We start from the raw sequence: 22373 nt of genomic DNA on the forward strand, positions 1-22373 counted from the left end.
ACTTGATGTTCCGGTAAACCAGAGCCTTGCTTGAGTTCTCCATAGCCATGGATCACTTCGCCTCCTTGTCCTGAAATCTCATTTGAATCAATGTAAATAGGAAGATAACTAAAAATAATACCCAGCTCATAGCTGATGCATATCCCATATCAAAGTAACGGAAAGCGTGATTGTATATATTCTGTACCATAACTACAGTCGAACCACCTGGACCTCCGCCTGTCATAATCATCACCTGGTCAAACACCTGAAAAGAATTGATCAAAGAAATGATCGTGACGAAAAAAGTAGTTGGTGCCAGCAAAGGAATCGTGATATTCCAAAGCTTCCTTGCTTTCCCCGCTCCATCAATAGATGCTGCTTCATAAAAAGAAGGAGAGATATTTTGCAGACCACCGAGAAACAAGACCATGACAAATCCTATGTCTTTCCAGGCACTAGTAAGAATGATGCCGATCATAGCTGTATTCGGGTCATTCAACCACATAGGCCCATCGATACCTATTGTGGATAAAGCATAATTGATGAGTCCATATTCCGGGTTGTATAACCATTTCCATACAAGGGAAACCGCAACCCAGCTTGTAATAACCGGCAGAAAGAAGGTAGCTCGAAAAAACGCTCGAAACTTCATTTGTTTGTTCAGAAGTAACGCACAAGCTAATCCAAATACCAGTACCAATGGGATATAGCCAAGAATGAAGAAAAATGTATTTCGAAAAGAAACCCAAAACTCAGGGTCCTGCATCAAGCGTATGTAGTTTTCAAAACCTGTAAATTGCATATCCCCAAGCAGGTCCCAATCCGTAAAGCTGATGACTAGGGAAGAAACAATTGGAGCCCCTATAAACGTCAAGAACCCCAGCAGGTTCGGAAGAAGAAAGACACAAAGCCAAAAAAAAGTTTTTTTCCTCGTCATTCCAACCATAGACCATCACCCCCTCTCAAAATTTTAATCCTCAGCTTTCATTTGTTGATAGATTGGTTCTCGAAATAGTTGGTTAATAGCAAGTAAAGATCCCCCCGTAAACCAAGAGTCATCCTTCAAATGGGAAAAAACAATATCTGTTTTGATGTTCACTTTCTCAAAAAAATTATCTTGAGCGATAGTTAGTACTTCGTCCTCAAACAAATGCTTATACTTTACACCTTCCCCTACAACAATGATCTTGTCCGGGTTCATCGTATTGATCAGGTTTCTCAATCCGTAGCCAAGGTGTGTACCCATTTCTTTCATAAGGGAAGTTGCCAACAGATCGCCCTCTTCCGCATCCATTGCTACCTTTGAAAAGTGATAGTCCCTTTCCTCCAAATCAGGTTGCTTATCCGCTAATTCCTTGAGTCTATTTTCAAAATAGAATTCCGATGCATACATCTCAAGGCACCCTTTTTGGCCACAGTGACATGAATACCCCTCCATGACCAAGTTTGTATGACCAAATTCTCCAGCACCCCCCACAGCCCCGTAATAGATGTTTCGATCAATAACAACAGATAATCCAAGCCCAGCCCCAATGGAAACGACTAAAAAATCATTATCCTTTTGACCTTCTCCTTTCTCAAGTTCAGCCAATGTGTATCCATTGATATTGTTATCAACAAATACCGGAATATCTGGGAAACACTCTTTGATCATAGAGGTGATGGAGACATCCTCCCAGCCTAACAGGGAAGAACGTATAATTTTCCCTTCATTTCGGTTTACGATACCGGAAGAAAGCACGCCTATACCTAGTAGACGCGAGATATCTTTGTCCTCTTCAGAAAAAATCCATTTCACTTTCTTTTTAATAAGAAACACGATAGTTTCAGCAGATGCTTTCTTTTCGAATGAAGCATACGTTTTTAATAAGGTCGCACCATCCAAGTTTGTAAGCGCTATCAAAATTTGTTCTTCTTCGATTTTAATGCTAACAACATAACCATGGCCTTCGTTAAATTTGAGCAGCTTAGCTTTCCTTCCTCCTGTAGAGGTTGCTTCTCCTACTTCGTAAATAAGGTCTTGAGATTTCAATTCTTCCATAATGTATGAAAGTGTTGAAATCCCCAGTTTACACTGTCTGGATATTTCAGATCGACTGATCGGTTGTTGTTGCCGAATAATATTTAATACCTTGAAACGATTAATCTCTTTAATGAGTTCCTTACTACCCGTTCGTAAAGCTTTCATATCTTCACCTCATCAATATTCCACTTACTTCTTTCAATGAACGAATTAAGTGTATATTCAATATACACTACCCATCCAGAAAAGACAACACCATTCCTGAAAATTCTGAAAATTATACATTACTCTCATTCGTTTTCTCCTTTCTTTGAATTTGTAAAATAGGCTACACTAATTTGGATAGTTTCGTTAAGCTCCGAGACACTTTACTCAATATTAAGTTTGAGGTGTGTTTTGCAATAAAAAAACACATAAGCTTGTTAGCCGGTATTTTCAAGTGTTTTGTCTTGATAATACTTGGCTCATTCGGTAGCTATCTCCTGTATATGTAAGTACATGTGCGTAATGAATATCACAATCAACTAAAGCCGCTGTATTGTAGCCCCTTACCTTTTGTGTACCTATAACTTACTTCTCCAGAGACAGGTACTTCCAAAAATAAAAGTTCATCAGTTTATAATATGTACTTACTACAATTCAATTTCCCCCTTTCCTAAACCGTTATTTATATGTTGTTATCTCGAAACTGAGTCTTCATACAGATAGATAAGGGTTTGAAGTTATCGCCCCCTTTTCCCCCTGTTTGCACCGTATGGGCAACTTTCATCGCGTACGGCGCGCCAACTAATCCAATTCATTCTTTCGATGTAATGAATAAAGCCGATTTATATTAAATCTTAGATTGCTTGAAGATTGCACTGCCTTCGAAGATCATTTACCTTTTCTTTTTGAGTGTTTTCCAGCTTTAATTCTTTAAGGATCGCTTTAATTTTAAGTGGATCCTTTAAATGTACAAGCCGGTGAACGGGTTCATATAACACGATCAGGTTAGAGAATCGATCATCTTTTGAAAGATGATAAGGTCTCTTATGATGACAGTGCCAGTCTGATAATCCAAGCTCTGTTCCCGTTACAGCACACTTACCGTACTGAGCGATGAACTTACTAATGCGATTATCATTGTATTCAATCGTTCGATTTGGTATATAGTTTGACATGACATAGTTAAGTACATTTTTCTGAATCGCTTTTAGGTTCTGGTGAATTTTCGCCCTACCTTTCGCAGTATAGTTACAGGTTTCTTGCGAAAAACATAAGTTGGTTTTATGCCGTTGCGCATAAATCGGGACGAATACCATGTCTTGAATCTTATAATATTGGGGTTCATACCCTTTAAAGCGTTTTTGTAGCGTACTTGTCATGTCTTTAAACTCAGCTTCTTTTCTCACGTCTTTTAATCGGTTGTATAATGTCCTGCGAAGATAGAAGTTCAACTCATGTAAATTATTTGTGATATGAGTGGCGGCAGCGTAATAATTCTGGATCCCCATGACAACTGTATTGAAATGCCAGACGGTCTCAGCACAAGGCTTTTTATGGATTGCCTTGATGGATTCTTTCATTTTCCTTTTGGCATTTGCTTTGGCTTTTTTCGACATATTTGAATGAGCCACAAATCCTTTTCTCGTCTTTCCTTTCTTGACAGCTCGAAACGTAAATCCTAGAAACTCTGAAGAGTTTTTCTTTAGGTTTACTACTTTCGATTTTTCTTCACTTGCCTCAAGATGAAGTCTTGTATGGAGAAAATCCTTTATGGCATAATTCATTTTCATTGCTTGTGAGCGTGTACGACATAAGACTTTGAAATCGTCCGCATAACGGACGATGTAACATTCTTTTAAATTTGACCTCTTCAGCGCTTGTATTTTACTTCCATTATGTTTGTACTGATGGCTAGTCTCCAGAGTTTCCCATTGGTTACTAATCCACCAATCTAGTTCATTTAACACAATGTTGGATAGAAGTGGAGAAATGATACCGCCCTGTTGCGTTCCTCTGGTTGGTATGCCTTCTCCTTCAACCTCTGCCTTCAGAAGCTTTGAGATAATAGAAAGCAATGCTTTATCCTTTATACCAATAGACCAGATCTGTTTCAGTAATTTGCTGTGATTGACGTTATCGAAGAAGCCTTTAATATCAACGTCAATACAATGATAAAGTCCACTCAAATTGATAAGAGACTCGAATCTCGCTTTTGCGTGATGCGTACTTCGATTGGGTCTAAAACCATAGCTGTGTTTGTGGAATTTCGCCTCACAAATCGGTTCTAGGACTTGTAAAATACATTGTTGAAGAATTCGGTCCCAGATGGTGGGTATCCCCAACGGTCTCGTTTTGCCGTTGGCTTTTGGTATTAGAACACGTCTAACGACTTCAGGCTGGTAGGATTGAAGCGTGTTTTGAACTTTCTCAATGACTTCTTCTACAGACAGAGATCGAATGTCATCGATGGTTAATTTATTAACACCTGCCGTTTTACTTCCCGTATTTCGTTTGATATTTCGATAGGCAAGACGTATATTTTCGTTCGAACAGATAATATTCATTAAGTCATAGAAATTCTGACCATTAACACTTTGAGCGTACAGATTATCAAAGCAGTGCTCCATATTGTAATACTCAGAGTGTCTCAGTTTCTTCCGTTTCAACAAGTCGGTGACTCCCTTAGGAGTTGAACCTCTTTTAGTCTCACGAGAACCTTATTAATCGATAAAGAACTGTCTTACATGGTTGAATGATCTTCATTAGTCTAGTGGCGATCCCTCCATGTGAATTAGACATTTCATTGGTACTGTGCCACCACTTTCACTGATATTAAGGTAAGTTATACAGTTGTTATTCTCACAATTGTTTTCCTTATCACCATTTCATCGGAAGCAAGTCCTCCACGTTATCAGCTTACAACGTTGAATTATATCTATTATAGAAAGAAGTTAGGTGCTTCCTGTAAGCCTGTTAGTCGTTCATGCGCCTTTAACACACCGTGGACTTTCATATTTACGAGTTTTACTCATCCACTACTAACCTCACTCTTGGTGATATACACATTTCTATGTATTGCAGTTATAGACCTGTACCTTCAGAAGTTCGTCAGCTTAACCTCTATTCTTATAGGTTATACGCATTCTCACCATGTTCTTTCAACCCAAGCATTATGATTCACACCACCCCCGCAGGTAGGTTTTCGTCAGCCGATCCTGTTACGGTGAATTCTCACGCCTTTTCATCGAGCTTATAACACTCTTATCCTTGCTAATTCAAGTGCTATTCGACTAAGAGAGAGCCCTTCAAGACGTTACGCTATCATTTGACTCTTCGATATAATCCTTCAGTTCTGTAAAGAACTGTCTAACTTTTACCTGAGTAATGTGACCATTCTCAGTTTAATTAGAAACGTTTCGCACCACAAAACTGCCCGATTGCTGAACATCACTACGCTTTAAAAAATACCATATTTTTCTATTCAATCGAACTATTCTACTTTTTTAATGACATTAAATACTTTATTATCAGCAAAAAAAGAAGTTCAATTCGAAAGGCCTTTTATGATCCGCCTGCCAAATTGAACTACTTCTTTCGTATTATTGTTTTGAAATCGCTGCGTGAATGTCGTAATCTGCAGGATCAAGTTCAGTTTCTTTACCAATCGCAAGCCTGGCAAGTTCAAGTCCAAGATATGGACCTACGGTTAGGCCTGAGGCGCCCAGACCATTTGCAGCTAGTAAATTATTCATCTCAGGTACATAACCGAATACTGGAAGAAAACCTGGTGTGAAAGGACGAAAACCTACTTTTGCTTCCAAAAAAGTACTCTTTGCTAATCCAGGAGCAATAGCAAGTGCTTTACTAAATATTTCTTGAAGACCGCCTGCCGTTACTCGCCTGTCCATCCCAGCCTCATTTTCATGAGTTGCGCCAATGACGACTCGCCCATCGTCAAAGCTTAATAAATACTGGTCGTTTGGCGGCATCACAACTGGCCACTCGCTTGTAGTTTCACCAGGCACATCAAGGTGAACAATTTGAGCTTTTTGAGAAGTGACGCTGAACTTTAGTCCTAACGGAGATAAGAGTTCTTCCGCCCATGCTCCAGCGGTAACAATGACTTTATCCGCTTCGAGTGTCTCGCCTTCAATGGTTACTCCTGTGATTTCGCTATTTGTTGACTGGAGTTTCGCATCACCATATTTCAATGAAGCCCCATGCATTTGTGCAGCGCGTAGAAGCGCTTGTCGAAGTGCTGCGCCATTTACTCGAGCGGCTCCGCTCACAAAAACAGACTGATACTCTTCCGCTACGTAAGGAAACATTTTTTTTGTTTCTTCGGCTGATAACTTTTTAATCTCACCTATTTCTGGTGCATCTTCTCTCCGTTTTTTTGCTCGATCCATCATTTTATCTAATTTCGTTTCATCCGTGTGGAGGCTAATTGCGCCTACTTTCTTGTAACCCGTTTCTGTCTCTCCATCCTCCATTAATTGTTCAATTAAATTTGGATAGTACTTTGCTCCACCTTTGGCGAGTCGATACCATACCTTATTTCGGCGTTGAGAGAGCCATGGGCATACGATCCCTGCCGCGGCTTCTGTAGCCTGGCCAGGTTCGTTTCTGTCGATAATTGTAACATCTACCCCCATTTTTGCTAAATGGTAGGCAGTTGAGGCACCAAGAATACCTGAGCCTATAATAATCATTGAATTCATCAGTAACACCTATTTCGTTAAATTCATTTCTTTTTCATTTTACACACAATCATAAAACCGCTCAAGCAGTTAAAAGACGCTTTGTCGGGAAACAACTTTCTTCTATATAAATTGCTGTCTATGCTAAAATGACACCATTACGTTATGAAGGAGTTTCATCATGAAAAAAACATTGGATCATATGGGAATTGCAGTTAGACGATTAGATGAAAGTGTTCAGTTTTATACTGAAGTATTAGGAGGAGAACTATTCGACCGCTATCGTAGTGAAGCTACAGGAGTTGAGAGCGAAATTGCAGTGATTGACCTTAATGGAAGTCGTATTGAATTGCTTATGCCTACAAACAATACAACTTCTCCAATCGCACGATTTATGAAACAAAAAGGAAAAGGCGTTCACCATATTGCATACAGGGTCGATAACCTTGATGAAGCCCTTAAAGAATTAGAACAACAAAGCATCCGTGTGATGGAAGAAACACTGCGTATCAATAAACATGGTAGAAGGTTAATTTATTTAAATCCCGCTGATACAGAAGGGACAATTATTGAATATTGTGATTATCCAGAAACAAATTAACTTATAATTGAATAAACGCTAGTCGAAAAACAAGAATCATAAATAACAAGAATGTGAGCACAAGAAGTATATTAATTCTTGAAGGTAAATTATTATTTTGATTGTTTTTATCACTCATGGTAGCTTTCCTCCCGTTACTAAAATTGTAAAACGATATCGTTCGTGTTATTGCTTCATGATCGTTAAGGATTACATTACAAAATCCTCATATCTTTAACATATAGGAAAAACAGCACCTTTACTGAAGGGGCATATTCCTCATCGTTTGCATTTTAGCATAATTTCACTTGTTACAAACGAGTTTTTTGGATTCAAAGTTATTTTTCTTCAAACGCTTTAAGGAAAAACCGGTAAAAGAAAGCTTTTCTCTCTATTGCTTGATCTTCTTTTACATCATTCGTTTCCACTTCTTTTCTTATGGATGGAGAAATCGTCATTATCTCTAGCCATTCAGCCAAATTATTTAATAAAAAAAATGCAGCCTAAGCTGCATTTTTTTTATTCCATCTATGTTTTCGATTCCTCATTATGAATGCTTCTATACGGCAACTTCCATCCATATCGAAGAGAAAGCATGCGGAGGAACACAATGGTTCCAAATAGTAACATTAATGGAGGCAATTCTTTCGGATAACCAAGGCCGATTAACAGACCAGCCATCATCGCCCAAACAGCATAGACTTCTTTTTGCAACACCGTTGGTTTCCTTCTCGCTAGAAGATCACGAATGATCCCTCCACCTGTTCCTGTCATAGCAGCAGCGACCATAGCTGCAATAAAAGGATGTCCCATCTCCTCTGCAAAGAGTGCACCCTGGATTGCGAATGCTGCGAGACCAATCGCATCAAAGAAGCTCCCCCACTTTTCCCAGTAATAGTTAATCCAGCTAGCTGGAAAAACAAAGATAACGAGAATTGTAGCGATCGCAATCATAATAAGAATATCTTGATCCCAAATTGAAGCTACGGGAACACCTATTAATAAATTTCGGATAATCCCTCCACCAAATGCCGTTGCAAGTCCAAGAACGATTACACCAAGAAAATCAAACTCTTCTTCAAGTGCGACCAGTGCGCCACTCGCTGCAAAGGCAATCGTACCGATAATATTAAGAATTTCCCAAGTCACACCATTACGCCCTTTCACGATCTATTGAAAGTTAAAGTGTACGTCAGCTTTTGCGTGTTAGCAACCCTTAATAGAAAAAAACCCCCAGCTGGAGGTTTAAGAAGAAAGATGATAGTGCATTTCGATTAAGTCTTCATCTGAATGTGGAATTTCTTTTCCTTTTACCATTTGAGCGCCGTTGATACATCCACTCGTAAGGAGAATAATATCGTGATCACGTCCAAGCTGCAGTGACTTTAAGACACCTTCACGTCTTGTGTGTGTACGATAGATATTCGGAGCATTTGGATTCGAAAATCCAGACATCACCTTATCAACAATGACTGACGGCTCATGATAGCCTGGATGGTCCACGGTTACAATCACTTCATCTGCCCTACCTTCGATCGCCTTAGCCATTTTTGGCATTTTTTCAAAATCTCTTATTCCAATGCCAGCAATCATGACGATTAGTTTCCGATGGTCTATTTTTTTCACTTCATCAACGAGACGAGTAAGAGCAACTGGTGTATGAGCGTAATCCAGAATAATCGTTTCACGATTAGGCCCAGTTATGACTTGAAAACGACCTTCAGGACTTTCTAATCGCGGAAGCACTCCTATAATTTCGGATAATGAATAACCGAGTAATAGTGCAGTACCAACAGCCGAAAGAACATTCGCAACATTATAGTCAGCAAAAACCGGTACAAACACATCATACGACTCACCATGTGAAACAAGTCTAAAAGATGTTCCATTTACTTGATAGCGAATGTCAGTAGCGATGAGGTCAGCCTCAGCATGTTGGTTTAAGCTATAGCTTACGATTCGATCGTTAAAGGTTCGGATCAGTTCGCTTCCCATTTCATCATCTACATTCACGACAGCTGCTTTTGCTTGATCAAAGAGTTTCATTTTACAAGCTCTATAATGTTCAAACGTATGGTGGTATTCCAGGTGCTCAGGAGAAATGTTTGTATGAATGGCTACATCAAAATTAATTCCATCAACTCGGTGTTGATCAAGGGCAATCGAAGAAACTTCCATTGCTACTCCCTTATCTCCTGCCTCCACTAAATCATTGAAAATCCGATGGAGATCGAGTGATTCAGGTGTAGTAGGCGTGCTTTTTTTGTACGGAATCCTCTTTTTGGAAGACCAGATACCTGTTGTGCCAATCGAACCCGTTGGTAAACCAAGTAAGCTTAAGAGAGACCGAACATAAGCGGCAACTGTCGTTTTTCCATTTGTTCCTGTTACACCGACGGTTCTTAATTTCTCATCTGCGGTATCGTAATATTGTTTTGAAAAGGAACCCATCGCTTTTCGAACATCATCGACAAGAACAAATGTGCAATTTGGATAGCTGTGTGAAAGACTTTGAGTAAGATCCTCTCGGTCAGCTATGACAGCGACTGCTCCATTTTGAATGGCGTCTTCTATGTATAAATGTCCATCGTGATTCTCACCTCTTATCGCAAAAAACACGGAAGACGGCTCTGCTTTCTTTGAGTGAAACGTAAGTTGGGTAATCGTCTGATGGTCTGGCCCATCAATTTGAAAAATGGATGGATAGTCAAGTTTTGAAAAGTTAATCTTCATGGTGAATTCCTCGCTTTAGCCGTATTATTTACTTTTATTGGAAAATTTTTAAAACGAAAGTAAATAATCTAATTTTACTTAAATTCCCCATTATTGCTTGATAAAAAACAATGACGTTACATATAGCATACTCAATTTAACCTACTTTTCATTCATAGGAAATGAACAGACAGCCTTGAAAAACAGCTGTCTGTTATTCCTGTTACTTTTCTGTATTATAGTGATTTCGAACAAGGTCGGTTAGGCTAAGTTCATCTAGGAGATGGGCGGGAACTAAAAATGTAATCGTCACTACGCCTGGGTGCCTTCCGATTTCGATTGAACCTGTAATCGTTGCACGGTTCATTACTTCAGGAACGGTAATGCCTAAAGTGTCAGCTGCACGCTTCAGTCCATTATCTGTTGCCTCATTAAGATCAGCACCGGTTCCGATAAAAGATACCGGTAATGACTCTTCTAATTTTGAAACACCGTACATATTCGCCACGCGCTTGGCTGCTTCTCTTTCTTTTGAAGTAAATGGCTTTGCCAAATGCGGTAGATCTTCTACTGTCGGGAGTAAAATAGGTCCATCTATCGTTAGGTCCTTAATGACGATCGCTTGAAGATTTACAATACCCGCAACATCAGCTGTATGACCTGCGATCTCTCCATTCCCCTGCATCGCATGCATGTCCCCGATATAAATACCTCCACCAGGTACTTTAACAGGACAAATCAATACCGCTCCTTCTCTAACACGATTAATGTCCATATGGCCGTCTGTCCGATCTTCCAATTCCTCTTTTGTAACACCATAATCATGAGGCGCATCAATTAGAAATTGACCGAAATCTCCGGCATTATGTGAATCAGGTAATGGGCGGGAAGGCGTTGTTCCGAGCTGCCCGAGAAAAGGACGTAGTCTTGCCATCGTTCCTACTAGATCACTTGGTCCAAACGTAACAATTGGATTTTGGACAGAGTTTTCAGGAGTAGCCATAAAGGATTTACCATTTTGAGCTATATGAGTGGCTGCAGCTTCATCTACCGTAACACCAACCGTTCGATCAGAATCAAATGCCATTGTATACCCATTCGTAAAAACAAAAGGTGTTACATCTTCTCCACAATTCGAACAGCGAATCGCCTCTGGTCCGGTACCTTCAATTTTCGTATCAGGATATAATTCTCCACAGCCAGGGCATTTCACCGCTACGAATGGATCGCCAACAAACCTTCCATCAACAGGTTGATCGTTTCCTGAAGAAGTTGCCATTGAAGTAACCTGAACCGATTTAATGCGTATTGCAATTGCGTCCCCAACTTCAGCACCTTCTACAAAAACAGGCTTCGTCACTTCATGCCCACCGCGTAAACATGGAGTGATCATTGGCCCCCAACATCCAGGTGCTGTATTTGCAACAATATGACCACCATCTTTCAATGGTCCGAGCATTTCTTTGGAAGGATCGAGTATTCCGTTCGTAAATTCATTAACAAACACCGTTTGCTTTGCTTCCATTGCCTCTCCCCTTTTCATCTGTATTCCTTTCTTCATTATAAGAGTAATGTCGATTCATGTAAAAAATTAATTGGCTAAAAACAAAAAAACTTTGAATTCGAAGGTTTATTACTTTCAAAAGTTAGTTATTTTGAAGTGATTGACGAATTCCAAAACGTTGCCTATACTAAATAAACGCAAACATAGAGACGGGTGATGAAATGGAATTTAAAATGCAGTATCTTTCCTTTTACTTAATCCAAGTAGAAGGAAGCGGAGAAAGTGAAGAACGACGCTACAAGCATTATCAAACACTTGATGCAGACAGCTATGAAGATAGCTCTCTCAAAGACTTTCTCAATGGTGAATTAACAAAAATCATGAAACGAAAAGTGGATCGTCATGCTAAATCTGAAGGTGCTCCAACCAAGATTGGCCGATTTATTGTCGAGCCTGGTCACGAGCTAACGTCCAATCCCAACTATAATTTATTCGACCGCACCCGCTATGCCGAATCTGCGGATGATTTTGAAACATCTACTGACCAAATTGTACAAATGTATCTTGATACAAGTGCGATAAGAGGCGGGGTTTTGATTGTTGCGACTGCTAAATTAACAAAACTCTTCGATGATCCTTTTCTCTTTATCTTAAAATGTGACTTCGAACCAAAAGTAGCAACGATAACCGACGAAGATACGCTAATCCAAAATGTTGAAATGGCGATTACGACAAAAAGCATGAAATCTGTCCAGTATCCCTACATGCCAGAAGAAGGCATGATCGACAGCGCTGAAATTAAAGTCCACCAGTCTTCTCACGCCCGCTACTTTGAAGACTTCTTAAAATGGGTCGAATACGAAAAGTCGATGCCTGAAATTGTGAAGACGCAAACGATGGGCATGGTCCAGGAGCATATCCAAGAAACGTACCAGGAAGAAAGTGAAGAACGAGAAGAGTTTGAGCAAGCAATGGAAGAATGGTCTCAGAGTCCTAAGCGAGAGCTACAGGAGCGCTTTACGACCGAACAAGTCGTCGAAGCTACTTCACAAATCGTTGAGCACTCCCCTGACGTTGAATGGAAGCTGAAGCTTGACCACGTATCCGTGAAAGCGATGCTGTCTGACTTTGGCGAATCAATTCATCTTGCGAAGGTGAACGGAAAGTATGTGCTTGCGATTGAAGCCGATTCGATTACGTTTGAGAAAGGCTTTTCTCCTGTTGAGTTTCACAAGCCTGATACGCTTCAGGAAGTGGTGGAGCGGATTTATAAGAAGAATGAGAATGAGTCATAATAAAAAAAATAAAAAGGCTACTCGTTTCAATCCTATATGAACTTTGATAACCTCACTACTATGTGGGGTTTTTTAAATAAAAGATCGTTTTAAGTTCGATTTTAATCGCTTCTGTAATAGGATGATTCATGTATAAATCAACATTTTGGTAATGAGTCCAACCCTTTTGTTTTATCCCCTCTTTATCCGGGTAAAAACCACTATCATTCAAGTAAGGTGGTATGACATTTATGAAACCCTTTGAACCAACGATAAAATATCAAGTAGGATTAGGTACAGCACCGCTCGGTAATATGTTTCGAGAAGTGCCAGAAGATGAAGCTCTGAGCACGATACAAGCAGCATGGGACCAGGGCATACGTTATTTTGATACTGCCCCTTTTTATGGAGCAGGACTAGCAGAGATGCGTCTTGGTAACGTGCTGTCAAAGTATAATCGTGATGACTACGTATTGAGTACGAAAGTTGGCCGTTATGTAACCGATGACACGGAAGACAAGGAAGGCTTGTTCCAATATGCTCGCAATAATAAAGTGATTACGGATTACACAGAAGATGCAACAAAGAGGTCTATTGAACAAAGCCTTGAACGATTGAAAACGGATCGCTTAGACTATGTTTTCGTTCACGACGTTTCCCCAGATTTTCATGGGGATGAGTGGATCGGAAAGTTCGAAGAGGCTCGCAAAGGAGCCTTTCGAGTGTTGACGCGTCTTCGTGAAGAAGGCGTTATCAAATCATGGGGGCTTGGTGTCAATACAACAGAGCCAATCGAGATCGCGATGGAGCTCGAAGAATTCCGACCTGATATATGCTTATCAGCGACACAATACACTTTGCTTCAGCATGACCGAGCTTTACAGCGTATGATGAAGACAGCTGAAGAAAATGATGTAGCGATTGTCGTTGGCGCACCGTATAACTCTGGTGTTTTACTAGGCGGTGATTACTACAATTATGAGAAAGCAGATGACGATATTATTACGAAAGTTAATCAGTTAAACGAAATAAGCAAAAAATATGATGTTCCTTTAAAAGCAGCTGCTCTACAATTCTCAACTTCTCACCCTGCTGTAAAATCTGTGATTCCAGGTTCAACGCGTCCAGATCGGATAAAAGAAGATATTGAAATGATCCAACGCGATATTCCGAAAGCTTTCTGGAATGAATTATTACAGAAGGGGTTTATCTCTCCTGATGCCCCTTTACCTACTACGATTAAATAAGTATCTTAACTAAACAAAAATGGACTTCTCTACTGGAAGTCCATTTTTGTGTATATACTTTACCCTAATAAAAAATTACTTCCTCATCCTCTTGCGTTTATGCCACTTGAAATATACTTTATTTTCAGGATGAATGCTAATTTTTTTGCGTTGATTTAATCCGTACATGTCATAGTCATCTTCTTGAATACTTGAAGAAATGTGTAATCGACCCTGGCCGTCAAAGGCAATCAACCCCTCATCATAGAGAGCGGCGTGGTTTTGACAAAGTAGCACCCCATTAAAAGGATCCAATCGCTCATCGTTTGAACAATCCTTCCACGGTTTAGCGTGGCTTGCTTTAAGTAATTCCGGAAGTTTAATGGCACAAAGAGCACACTGACCTTCCCATAAAGGAGCAACTTCATTGCGAAACTTTAACTTTCCCCATCTCATTTTCATTTTCGCTTCTGATTCTGTTTCCGTAATGATAGGTATTAGTGTATTACGTTCCGTTCTTCTAACTTCATCTACGGTTAACTCTAATTGTTCTTCATTTATACGATAAAAATTGGACTCACTAATTAGCTCAAGCAGCTTAATTGTTAGTGCTTCATGACAAGGGTATAAATACCCGGGATTTCCACTTGCATCAAGTTGAAATGGTGCGTATTTAAGAGGTAATAAAGGTGAAATTTCTTCAAATTTTTCTCTTACATTTAGCGGAACGTCCAACTCATGGTATTCTAGCGCCACTAAATATCCTTTATCGACTATCGTTTGATGCGATAAAGTTGACGTTTTCGCCTCCTCTTTACAGTCACTCTTAGCAAGGCTAACCGCTACAATCTCTCCTTTAACATAGTGGAAAATAGGATCTCCTTTTTTGACTTCTTTCAGCCTCTTCCACGAATGAGGCTCTTGGCCACCCCTATCTTCTTTCGGTGACCAGATCACCCCTGCTTCTTTTTCTTCAACATATGTATCTCCTTGCATGACAATAAAACTATTCATCTTTCTTCCTCCAACTGTTGTGCTTATTTCTCTAGTTGTTTATACGCTATCCAAGTTAAAGTATATGGGTGATCTGTGAATCATTCAAGTTATTGCGTATCTTAAATATATGTTTATGGTTCACTACTCCATAAAAAAAGACCGAGCAGGCTCGATCTTTTGCTAACGAACTATAAAAATGAGTCGCTCCTATTGCTGCATTGGTCGGACAACCACTTCATTCACATTCACATATTCAGGTTGAGTGACTGCATACACAACCGCACGAGCAATATCATCCGCTTGAAGAGCTTTCATTGAAGAGGCACGATCTTTAAACATGTTGAGGACCTCTTCATCCGTAATATGATGAGTTAGTTCAGTTTCAACGGCACCTGGAGAAATATTCGTGACACGTACACCAGTTTTTGATAACTCTTTTTCAAGTCCCATTGAAAGGGCTCTTACGGCATATTTTGTAGCACTATACACGGCACTTGAAGCAAATACTTCATGCCCTGCTACACTTGAGACATTAATAATATGACCACTCTCTTGTTTTAACATATCAGGAAGCGCTGCATGAATGCCGTATAGAACACCTTTAATATTCACGTCCACCATTTGACTCCATTGATCCACCTCATCATTTTTCATAAATGATAGTAGCATCACTCCAGCATTATTGACGACGATGTCAACCTTTCCAAATTCTTGTTTGGCTTGCTCAACGAGTTGCTCCATATCTTCTTTTTTCGTAACATCCGTTTTCACTACAATGGCTTTTCCATTTGATTGATTCGTGATGAAGCTCGCTAAGTCAGTCAGTTTTTCTTCACGACGAGCTGCAAGCACAAGACTTGCTCCTTCATTCGCTAGTTGTTTCGCTATCGCCTCACCAATACCACTGCTAGCTCCAGTTACTATTGCTACTTTCCCATCAAGTTTCATCGATTGATCGCCTCCGCTTAGTTAAAGTTATTCTTATTGACCATAGCACAACTTTCTAAAATGATTGAATGTTCTGCTCAATTAATATGTAAATGCTTCGTTACTGGTGTAAAATGAAGCACGATCTACCTCCATAAGAAGTTTCCTGCTTATACAAAAACGAAACTAACCAACAAAGCATCGACTTTGTTGGTTAGTTTCGTAAAAAAGGTGCATAAACCGTTAATTGATATACCGATATTCCATTAATCGATTAAGAATATGAACTTCTTGCAGGATTTCTTCTCCAATGTTTGTTTCACGAACTTTTTTTCTTTCTAATTCCTTATCTACTAATCGTTTTACTGACAATACATCTGCTCCGTGTAATAAAACTTCTTCTTTAGAATTAAATAATTTATGAGCAACAAGCTGCATGCCGTAAGAATTAAATAATAACGTGTACCCCGCAATACCTGTTGTTGATTGATAAGCTTTCGAGAAACCGCCATCAATGACAATCATCTTGCCATTTGCTTTGATTGGATTTTCTCCATCAATTTCTTTAACAGGCGTGTGTCCATTTATAATATGACCTTGATCTGGATTAAGGTCAAATTCTGCTAGAATCTGGCGACAGATCTCTTCTTCTTCACGCAAATGATAATAGGGATTTTTTCTTTCTTTATGGCTCTTCTTATCACTTATAAAATATCTCTCAAACGTCGTCATTTCTCTCTTACCGAACAGAGAAGAATACTCGCCTGTCCACAAATACCAAACCATATCTGTCGAAAGGTCAGCTGTTTCTTCAGGATGTGCGAAAGCATGGCGTAAATAATTCTCAAAAATATCAAGTAACTCGCGACCGGCATACGTTTTATTTTCGATGATCATTTTTTCCATATTCCCATTCTCATCGAGAGGAATACATCCATGAATTAATAGATTACCATTGTATCTTAGATAAAGACTGCCTTTTTTCATAAGGAAGTTCATATGTCTAGCAAGCTTTTCCGAGTGTTGTACTGAAAACAAAAGCTTGTTGATGACTTCCTCCTCCTCCTCTAATAGCTGGTCAGGTTGATCTGGATTAATGGTTGAAAAACAGGTGTTTTCTAACGGATACGTTTGCCCATGAATCGTAATGGTGTTTTCTTGATAATCAATCTTCTCTAATAAAAGTCTTTCAGACATATTAAAGTAAGATCTTCTTTTGATGATTGGACTCTCGAGTTTAAACTGTATCATCGTGATCGCCTGATGTATTTTCGTGATTTGACATTTTTCATGACTCGTTTGTTTCTCATCAGATTCTCTCTTTGGCGCAAAAGCGGGATTATCATCATAATATTTTTCGGCGAGATTCAGTAAGGGTCTCAGATTTATGCCATAAACATCTTCAATGATTTCCAAATTGTTGTATCTAGCACAAATACGAATAATATTAGCAAGACATACTTTAGATCCTGCAAACGCACCAATCCATAAGACATCGTGGTTTCCCCATTGAATATCTACCGAATGATAGTGAATAAGGGTATCCATAATTTTATCAGGTTCTGGTCCTCGATCGTAGATATCCCCCACAACGTGAAGATGATCCACAACTAGTCTTTGCGTCGTATAGGCAAGCCCGGTGATTAGCTTATCAGCTTGGTTCAGAGAGATAATTTGTTGAAGTATTTTATTATAATAAGGCTCTTTATTCGTAAGATCAGCCGTTTTATAGAGAAGCTCTTCAATGACATAAACAAACTGAGTAGGCAAAGCTTTACGTAATTTGGATCGTGTATATTTGGAAGAGGCATACGAGATGAGCTTTAGCATACGTTCAATCATCACCGTATACCATTCGTATAATTCGTTATCATTACTGAATGAATGTTTAATTAGGTTGATTTTTTCTTCTGGGTAGTAAACGAGCGTGGCAAATTCATTCAACTCATCTTCTGGTAATTCATCTTTAAACAAGTCAGAAATTTTCTCTTTCACTTTACCTGAACCATTTCGTAGCACATGTTGAAAGGCTTGGTACTCCCCATGTAAATCACTAACAAAATGCTCAGTTCCTTTTGGTAGATTTAGGATGGCTTTAAGGTTGATGATTTCAGTGACAACTTTTTCTTCACTATCATATTTTTGGGCAAGTAAATCCAAATGTTTTGTGTTCAAACTGATGTATCCCCTTTCAAATTACTGCAAGGTTTAAGATGAGAACGATTGCAACTAGCCTTACTAGGATTCATTTTTATAAATGTTTCTTTACATTGATAGTAACATATTTTTAAAATACTAGAATAGAGAATAAAGCAGCACTCTACTACCTCGTATGATACGAATGATTACTACACTGAAAGTTTCTCATTTAATGTAAAAGATACAAAAAAGCAGTTCCATTTAGAGTGCACGATTACAATGTGCCTCCTCCAATGAAACTACTTTTAACTTTACTTCTTTTTATTGAACTGTTTTTTCAGCTGCATCAACGGTATGTTTTAATAGCATCGCGATTGTAACTGGGCCCACACCGCCCGGAACAGGTGTAATATAGGACGCTTTCTTAGCTGCCGCTTCATATTCCACATCTCCAACGTTTCCTTTGTTATATCCAGCATCAAGCACAACAGCTCCATCTTTAACCCAGTCACCTTTAATAAATTCCGGCTTGCCCACTGCAGCAATTACGATATCTGCTTGCTGCACATGCGAAGCAAGGTTAGTGGTTCTAGAATGACAAGTTGTTACAGTTGCATTCTGATTTAATAAGAGCGCAGATACTGGTTTTCCTAAAATTGGGCTGCGGCCGATTACAACAGCGTGCTTTCCTTCAGCTTTAATATCATAGTCTTCCATGATTTTCATTATTGCTGCAGGAGTGCAAGATGGATAAGTTCCAAATCCAAGAGCTGTTTGGCCATAGCCAGCACTCGTTACACCATCAACATCTTTCTCGATCGCAATGGTTTCAAAAGCAAGACGTTCATCAATTTGAGATGGAACGGGGTGTTGAAGCAATATACCATGCACAGAAGCATCCTGGTTTAACTCTTCAATTGTCTGTACGAGCGTTTCAGTTGTTGTGTCTTCAGAGAGGTGAATTTTTTTAGAGGTAATTCCTACCCGCTCACACGCATTGCCTTTCATTCTTACATAGGTCTCAGAAGATGGATCATCTCCAACAAGTATCGTCACAAGGCTTGGCGTCACATCCTTTTCTTTAAGAGATGCGACTCTTGTCTTTAACTCTTCTTTTATGCGATTAGCAACTGCTTTACCGTCTAAAATTTTTGTTTCGTTTGTCATATGAACTCCTCCTGAAAATTGGTAAAGAATGAGCTGCCCCATTTCTTCGCCCAGACGACCGGCATTGTACGTCACAGCTCCCCTGTGGTTACTTCCACATTTGTCGCCAGTTACTGCAACGAATCTTTTCTACGGATATAGTAGCATAAAACAGAAAAAAACGAAAGAAAAACGGGACAATAAACTACTAAAAGTGAACAAATTAATTGAATTATAATTAATCGTTCGTATATAACCTCATCGCTCACCTCTAAGAAAAGATGAATTACTTTCGATTTTCCTTATCATTCAGTCCCAAATATTCTTTAAAATAGATGCTCTACTCGTTTGTTGGAAATGACCTCCATGCGCACTTACTCATGTGTATAAGAACAAAAAAACCCTTGAATAGAAATTCTATTCAAGGGTTATTGGTATGCGCCTTAGAGGATTCGAACCTCTGACCCACAGCTTAGAAGGCTGTTGCTCTATCCTACTGAGCTAAAGGCGCATGATATTGAGAAGTGACTCATCTAATCATTAGTATATCATGATTTAAATTATGATGGGAAGTTCGTTCTGACATTCTTCTCGAAAATATGTAATGGAGCGGGTGATGGGGATCGAACCCACGACATCAGCTTGGAAGGCTGAGGTTTTACCACTAAACTACACCCGCAAATGGCTGGGCTAGCTGGATTCGAACCAACGCATGACGGAATCAAAATCCGTTGCCTTACCGCTTGGCTATAGCCCAATCATGGTGGAGGGGGACGGATTCGAACCGCCGAACCCTGAGGGAGCGGATTTACAGTCCGCCGCGTTTAGCCACTTCGCTACCCCTCCATGATGAAATTGAAATATGGTAGCGGCGGAGGGGATCGAACCCCCGACCTCACGGGTATGAACCGTACGCTCTAGCCAGCTGAGCTACACCGCCACTTAAATTATGTATGGTGCGCCCGAGAGAAGTCGAATCCCTAACCTTCTGATCCGTAGTCAGACGCTCTATCCAATTGAGCTACGGGCGCAAAAAATATATGGTGCGGGTGAAGGGACTTGAACCCCCACGTCGTAAGACACTAGATCCTAAGTCTAGCGCGTCTGCCAATTCCGCCACACCCGCATGTGCTGTGCATCAGCGACGTTTAATAATATACCATTAGATCATTTAAAAAGTCAATCGTTATCCTAAAAAAACATAGAAAGTTTTTTACACAAAGAGTGAAAGCGTTGACAGGTCCTTATCCCTTTCATACGATTAGTGGTAGAAAAGGAGCTGTTTCTTATGAGTTTATCACAGTCCATTGAAAATGCTAAAAAATTCGACGAGAAAGATCCACTTGCGAAGTTCCGACGTGAATTTTATTTGAATCCGAACAGGCTATATATGGATGGAAATTCACTTGGTCTTCTTTCAAAAAAAGCTGAATCCTCTCTTCTTCAATCACTAGAAGACTGGAAACACCATGGAATAGACGGCTGGACTGATGGTCAACAACCCTGGTTTTATATGCCTGAAAACCTTGGTGGAATGACTTCTAACTTAATTGGCGCCCATTCTTCTGAAACCATGACAACCGGATCTATAACAACGAACCTTCATCAGATGCTTGCTACATTTTTTAAACCTTCTGGTAAAAAGACGAAAATTCTTGCTGATTCTCTAACATTTCCATCGGATATTTATGCGATTCAAAGTCAATTACAACTTCACGGGTTATCACCAGATACACACCTTATTCAAGTTACAAGTCAAGATGGTAGAACGCTATTGGAAGATGACATTATTGAGGCGATTGATGAGACAGTTGCCCTCATTCTTCTCCCTTCTGTTCTGTATCGAAGTGGTCAATTACTCGATATTGAGAAGTTAACGAAAGCGGCTCATGATAAAGGAGCGATCATCGGATTTGATTTGGCTCACTCAATAGGAGCCATTCCACATAAACTTCATGAATGGAAGGTGGATTTCGCCGTTTGGTGTACATACAAATACTTAAATAGTGGACCTGGTGGAGTTGGCGGCCTTTTCGTTCATAAGGATCACCTGGGAAGACGCCCTGGACTTGCGGGTTGGTTCAGTTCGAAAAAGGACGTGCAATTTGATATGAGTCATACGCTTACTCATGCAGAAACCGCCGGCGCTTATCAAATTGGAACACCTCATATTTTTAGCATGGCCCCATTAATCGGATCGTTAGAATTGATGAATGATGCAGGGATTGAATCGATACGAGCAAAATCACTTTCCCTAACGAGGTATCTAATGGAACTTGTTGAAGAAAACCTGAGGGAAGATGGCTTTGTGATTACCAACCCATTAGAAGATGATCGGCGCGGTGGACATGTTTGTTTGGAGCATGATGAAGCTGCACGTATATGTAAAGCGTTAAAACAAAATGGCGTCATTCCAGATTTTCGTTCTCCAAACGTCATTAGACTCGCACCGATTGCCCTTTATTCATCTTATGTAGACGTCTATTACGTTGTAGAGATTCTTAAAAACATCATGCGCGAAAAGACGTATCAACAATTTTCTAACAAACGAAATGTTATCGCTTAAGTTTGTATATTTCCAAACCTCCCCATTCATACTAAACATGATTAAAATGAAGGAGGGAAACTGGATGAGTCAACTTAATGAACTTGAACTTCAAAACTTACGTCATATGATTGGCGGCCATGAAACACTTGCAAACAAACTTGATTCGTACGCGGAGTCGTGTACCTGCCCACAGCTTAAACAAATGCTACAAAAAGATGCTCAAGATGCACGTCATACACAACAACAACTAATGGGCTTTTTAAGCTAAGGAGGGATCTTATGAACGAAAAAGATATGGTGAACGACTATTTATCAGTGTTAAACAGTAGCTTAAGCAATTACGGAAGCGTGATATCTCAAGCTGATAATCAGCAACTCCGACAGGCTCTTCAACAGATTCGTAATACAGATGAACAAAGACAGTATAACCTTTATCAGTACGCAAAACAGAAAGGATACTACCAACCTGCAGCGCCAGCTCAGGTTAATGAAATTCAACAAGTCAAGAGCCAATTGAGTGGTGCGCAACAACAACAAAACAATCAGCCACCTCAAATGCATTAAGCGGGAGCCGGTGAAAACCGGCTCTATGTCTTTATGCTCATTTTTTCATAATTTTACAAATAGCGTT

The 22373-nt window shown here is 39.7% G+C and carries 17 protein-coding genes, 7 tRNA genes and 1 riboswitch; of the genes, 6 read left to right on the plus strand and 18 right to left on the minus strand.

The features are described 5' to 3' along the window. Window positions 1-52 precede the first annotated feature (52 nt). The 4 genes from ATG70_RS08570 to ATG70_RS08585 all read right to left on the minus strand — a co-directional run bounded on the left by ATG70_RS08570 (window position 53) and on the right by ATG70_RS08585 (window position 6711). Window positions 53-928, minus strand: coding sequence for a carbohydrate ABC transporter permease (locus tag ATG70_RS08570; protein WP_098443906.1), 876 nt, complete (start codon window positions 926-928; stop codon window positions 53-55). A 24-nt stretch (window positions 929-952) separates the two neighbouring features. Further along, on the minus strand, window positions 953-2170 hold the full coding sequence (locus ATG70_RS08575; protein ID WP_098443907.1) for an ROK family transcriptional regulator: 1218 nt from the start codon (window positions 2168-2170) through the stop codon (window positions 953-955). Between the two features lie 674 nt (window positions 2171-2844). Beyond that, on the minus strand, window positions 2845-4617 hold the full coding sequence (gene ltrA, locus ATG70_RS08580; RefSeq protein WP_179886331.1) for a group II intron reverse transcriptase/maturase: 1773 nt from the start codon (window positions 4615-4617) through the stop codon (window positions 2845-2847). Window positions 4618-5589: 972 nt separating this feature from the next. Further along, complete coding sequence (locus ATG70_RS08585; protein ID WP_098443908.1) at window positions 5590-6711, minus strand: NAD(P)/FAD-dependent oxidoreductase; 1122 nt, start codon at window positions 6709-6711, stop codon at window positions 5590-5592. A 160-nt stretch (window positions 6712-6871) separates the two neighbouring features. Here ATG70_RS08585 and ATG70_RS08590 point away from each other — a divergent pair, with 160 nt between their 5' ends. Next, window positions 6872-7291 (plus strand): VOC family protein, encoded by a 420-nt coding sequence (locus ATG70_RS08590; RefSeq protein WP_098443909.1) that lies wholly within the window; start codon window positions 6872-6874, stop codon window positions 7289-7291. A 507-nt stretch (window positions 7292-7798) separates the two neighbouring features. On the opposite strand, the gene ATG70_RS08595 is transcribed toward ATG70_RS08590, so the two are convergent. The 3 genes from ATG70_RS08595 to ATG70_RS08605 form a co-directional block, all read right to left on the minus strand. Further along, window positions 7799-8419 (minus strand): trimeric intracellular cation channel family protein, encoded by a 621-nt coding sequence (locus tag ATG70_RS08595; protein WP_098443910.1) that lies wholly within the window; start codon window positions 8417-8419, stop codon window positions 7799-7801. A 96-nt stretch (window positions 8420-8515) separates the two neighbouring features. Then, complete coding sequence (locus tag ATG70_RS08600) at window positions 8516-10003, minus strand: UDP-N-acetylmuramoyl-L-alanyl-D-glutamate--2,6-diaminopimelate ligase (protein ID WP_098443911.1); 1488 nt, start codon at window positions 10001-10003, stop codon at window positions 8516-8518. A 202-nt stretch (window positions 10004-10205) separates the two neighbouring features. Beyond that, window positions 10206-11507 (minus strand): acetamidase/formamidase family protein, encoded by a 1302-nt coding sequence (locus ATG70_RS08605; RefSeq protein ID WP_098443912.1) that lies wholly within the window; start codon window positions 11505-11507, stop codon window positions 10206-10208. Between the two features lie 200 nt (window positions 11508-11707). Between ATG70_RS08605 and ATG70_RS08610 the strand changes: the two genes are divergently transcribed. Together ATG70_RS08610 and ATG70_RS08615 are read left to right on the plus strand one after the other, a co-directional pair. After that, a complete protein-coding gene (locus tag ATG70_RS08610; protein WP_098443913.1) occupies window positions 11708-12781 on the plus strand; it encodes a DUF3900 domain-containing protein in 1074 nt (357 codons plus the stop codon). A gap of 230 nt (window positions 12782-13011) precedes the next feature. Continuing rightward, window positions 13012-14007, plus strand: a complete 996-nt coding sequence (locus ATG70_RS08615; RefSeq protein ID WP_098443914.1) for an aldo/keto reductase — start codon at window positions 13012-13014, stop codon at window positions 14005-14007. Window positions 14008-14082: 75 nt separating this feature from the next. Here the strand turns inward: ATG70_RS08615 and ATG70_RS08620 are convergent, their stop codons facing one another. The 11 genes from ATG70_RS08620 to ATG70_RS08670 all read right to left on the minus strand — a co-directional run bounded on the left by ATG70_RS08620 (window position 14083) and on the right by ATG70_RS08670 (window position 20320). Next, window positions 14083-15000 (minus strand): HNH endonuclease, encoded by a 918-nt coding sequence (locus ATG70_RS08620; protein ID WP_098443915.1) that lies wholly within the window; start codon window positions 14998-15000, stop codon window positions 14083-14085. Window positions 15001-15189: 189 nt separating this feature from the next. Then, complete coding sequence (locus ATG70_RS08625; RefSeq protein WP_098443916.1) at window positions 15190-15930, minus strand: SDR family oxidoreductase; 741 nt, start codon at window positions 15928-15930, stop codon at window positions 15190-15192. 222 nt (window positions 15931-16152) lie between these two features. Beyond that, window positions 16153-18084: a fructose-1,6-bisphosphatase gene (locus ATG70_RS08630; RefSeq protein WP_098443917.1), complete on the minus strand. Its 1932-nt coding sequence runs from the start codon at window positions 18082-18084 to the stop codon at window positions 16153-16155. A 285-nt stretch (window positions 18085-18369) separates the two neighbouring features. Further along, on the minus strand, window positions 18370-19215 hold the full coding sequence (locus tag ATG70_RS08635; protein WP_098443918.1) for a bifunctional 5,10-methylenetetrahydrofolate dehydrogenase/5,10-methenyltetrahydrofolate cyclohydrolase: 846 nt from the start codon (window positions 19213-19215) through the stop codon (window positions 18370-18372). 41 nt (window positions 19216-19256) lie between these two features. Then, window positions 19257-19339, minus strand: a riboswitch (ZMP/ZTP riboswitch). A gap of 292 nt (window positions 19340-19631) precedes the next feature. Continuing rightward, window positions 19632-19705 (minus strand) — tRNA-Arg (locus ATG70_RS08640). Window positions 19706-19799: 94 nt separating this feature from the next. Further along, window positions 19800-19873, minus strand: a tRNA-Gly gene (locus tag ATG70_RS08645). Window positions 19874-19876: 3 nt separating this feature from the next. After that, window positions 19877-19951 (minus strand) — tRNA-Gln (locus tag ATG70_RS08650). A 4-nt stretch (window positions 19952-19955) separates the two neighbouring features. Next, a tRNA-Tyr gene (locus ATG70_RS08655) sits at window positions 19956-20040 on the minus strand. A 17-nt stretch (window positions 20041-20057) separates the two neighbouring features. After that, a tRNA-Met gene (locus tag ATG70_RS08660) sits at window positions 20058-20134 on the minus strand. A 14-nt stretch (window positions 20135-20148) separates the two neighbouring features. Beyond that, window positions 20149-20225, minus strand: a tRNA-Arg gene (locus tag ATG70_RS08665). A gap of 10 nt (window positions 20226-20235) precedes the next feature. Continuing rightward, window positions 20236-20320: transfer RNA gene (locus ATG70_RS08670), tRNA-Leu, on the minus strand. A gap of 153 nt (window positions 20321-20473) precedes the next feature. Here ATG70_RS08670 and kynU point away from each other — a divergent pair. From kynU to ATG70_RS08685, 3 genes are all read left to right on the plus strand, one after another. Continuing rightward, the gene (kynU, locus tag ATG70_RS08675) at window positions 20474-21760 is read left to right on the plus strand and encodes a kynureninase (RefSeq protein ID WP_373560779.1); all 1287 of its coding nucleotides are present in this window, start codon (window positions 20474-20476) and stop codon (window positions 21758-21760) included. A 64-nt stretch (window positions 21761-21824) separates the two neighbouring features. Continuing rightward, a complete protein-coding gene (locus ATG70_RS08680; RefSeq protein WP_098443920.1) occupies window positions 21825-22010 on the plus strand; it encodes a hypothetical protein in 186 nt (61 codons plus the stop codon). An 11-nt stretch (window positions 22011-22021) separates the two neighbouring features. Further along, entirely contained in the window at window positions 22022-22306 is a 285-nt protein-coding gene (locus tag ATG70_RS08685) for a spore coat protein (RefSeq protein WP_098443921.1), read from the plus strand. Window positions 22307-22373 lie beyond the last annotated feature (67 nt).

It is taken from the genome of Bacillus sp. es.036 (assembly GCF_002563635.1).
Lineage (GTDB): Bacteria > Bacillota > Bacilli > Bacillales > Guptibacillaceae > Guptibacillus.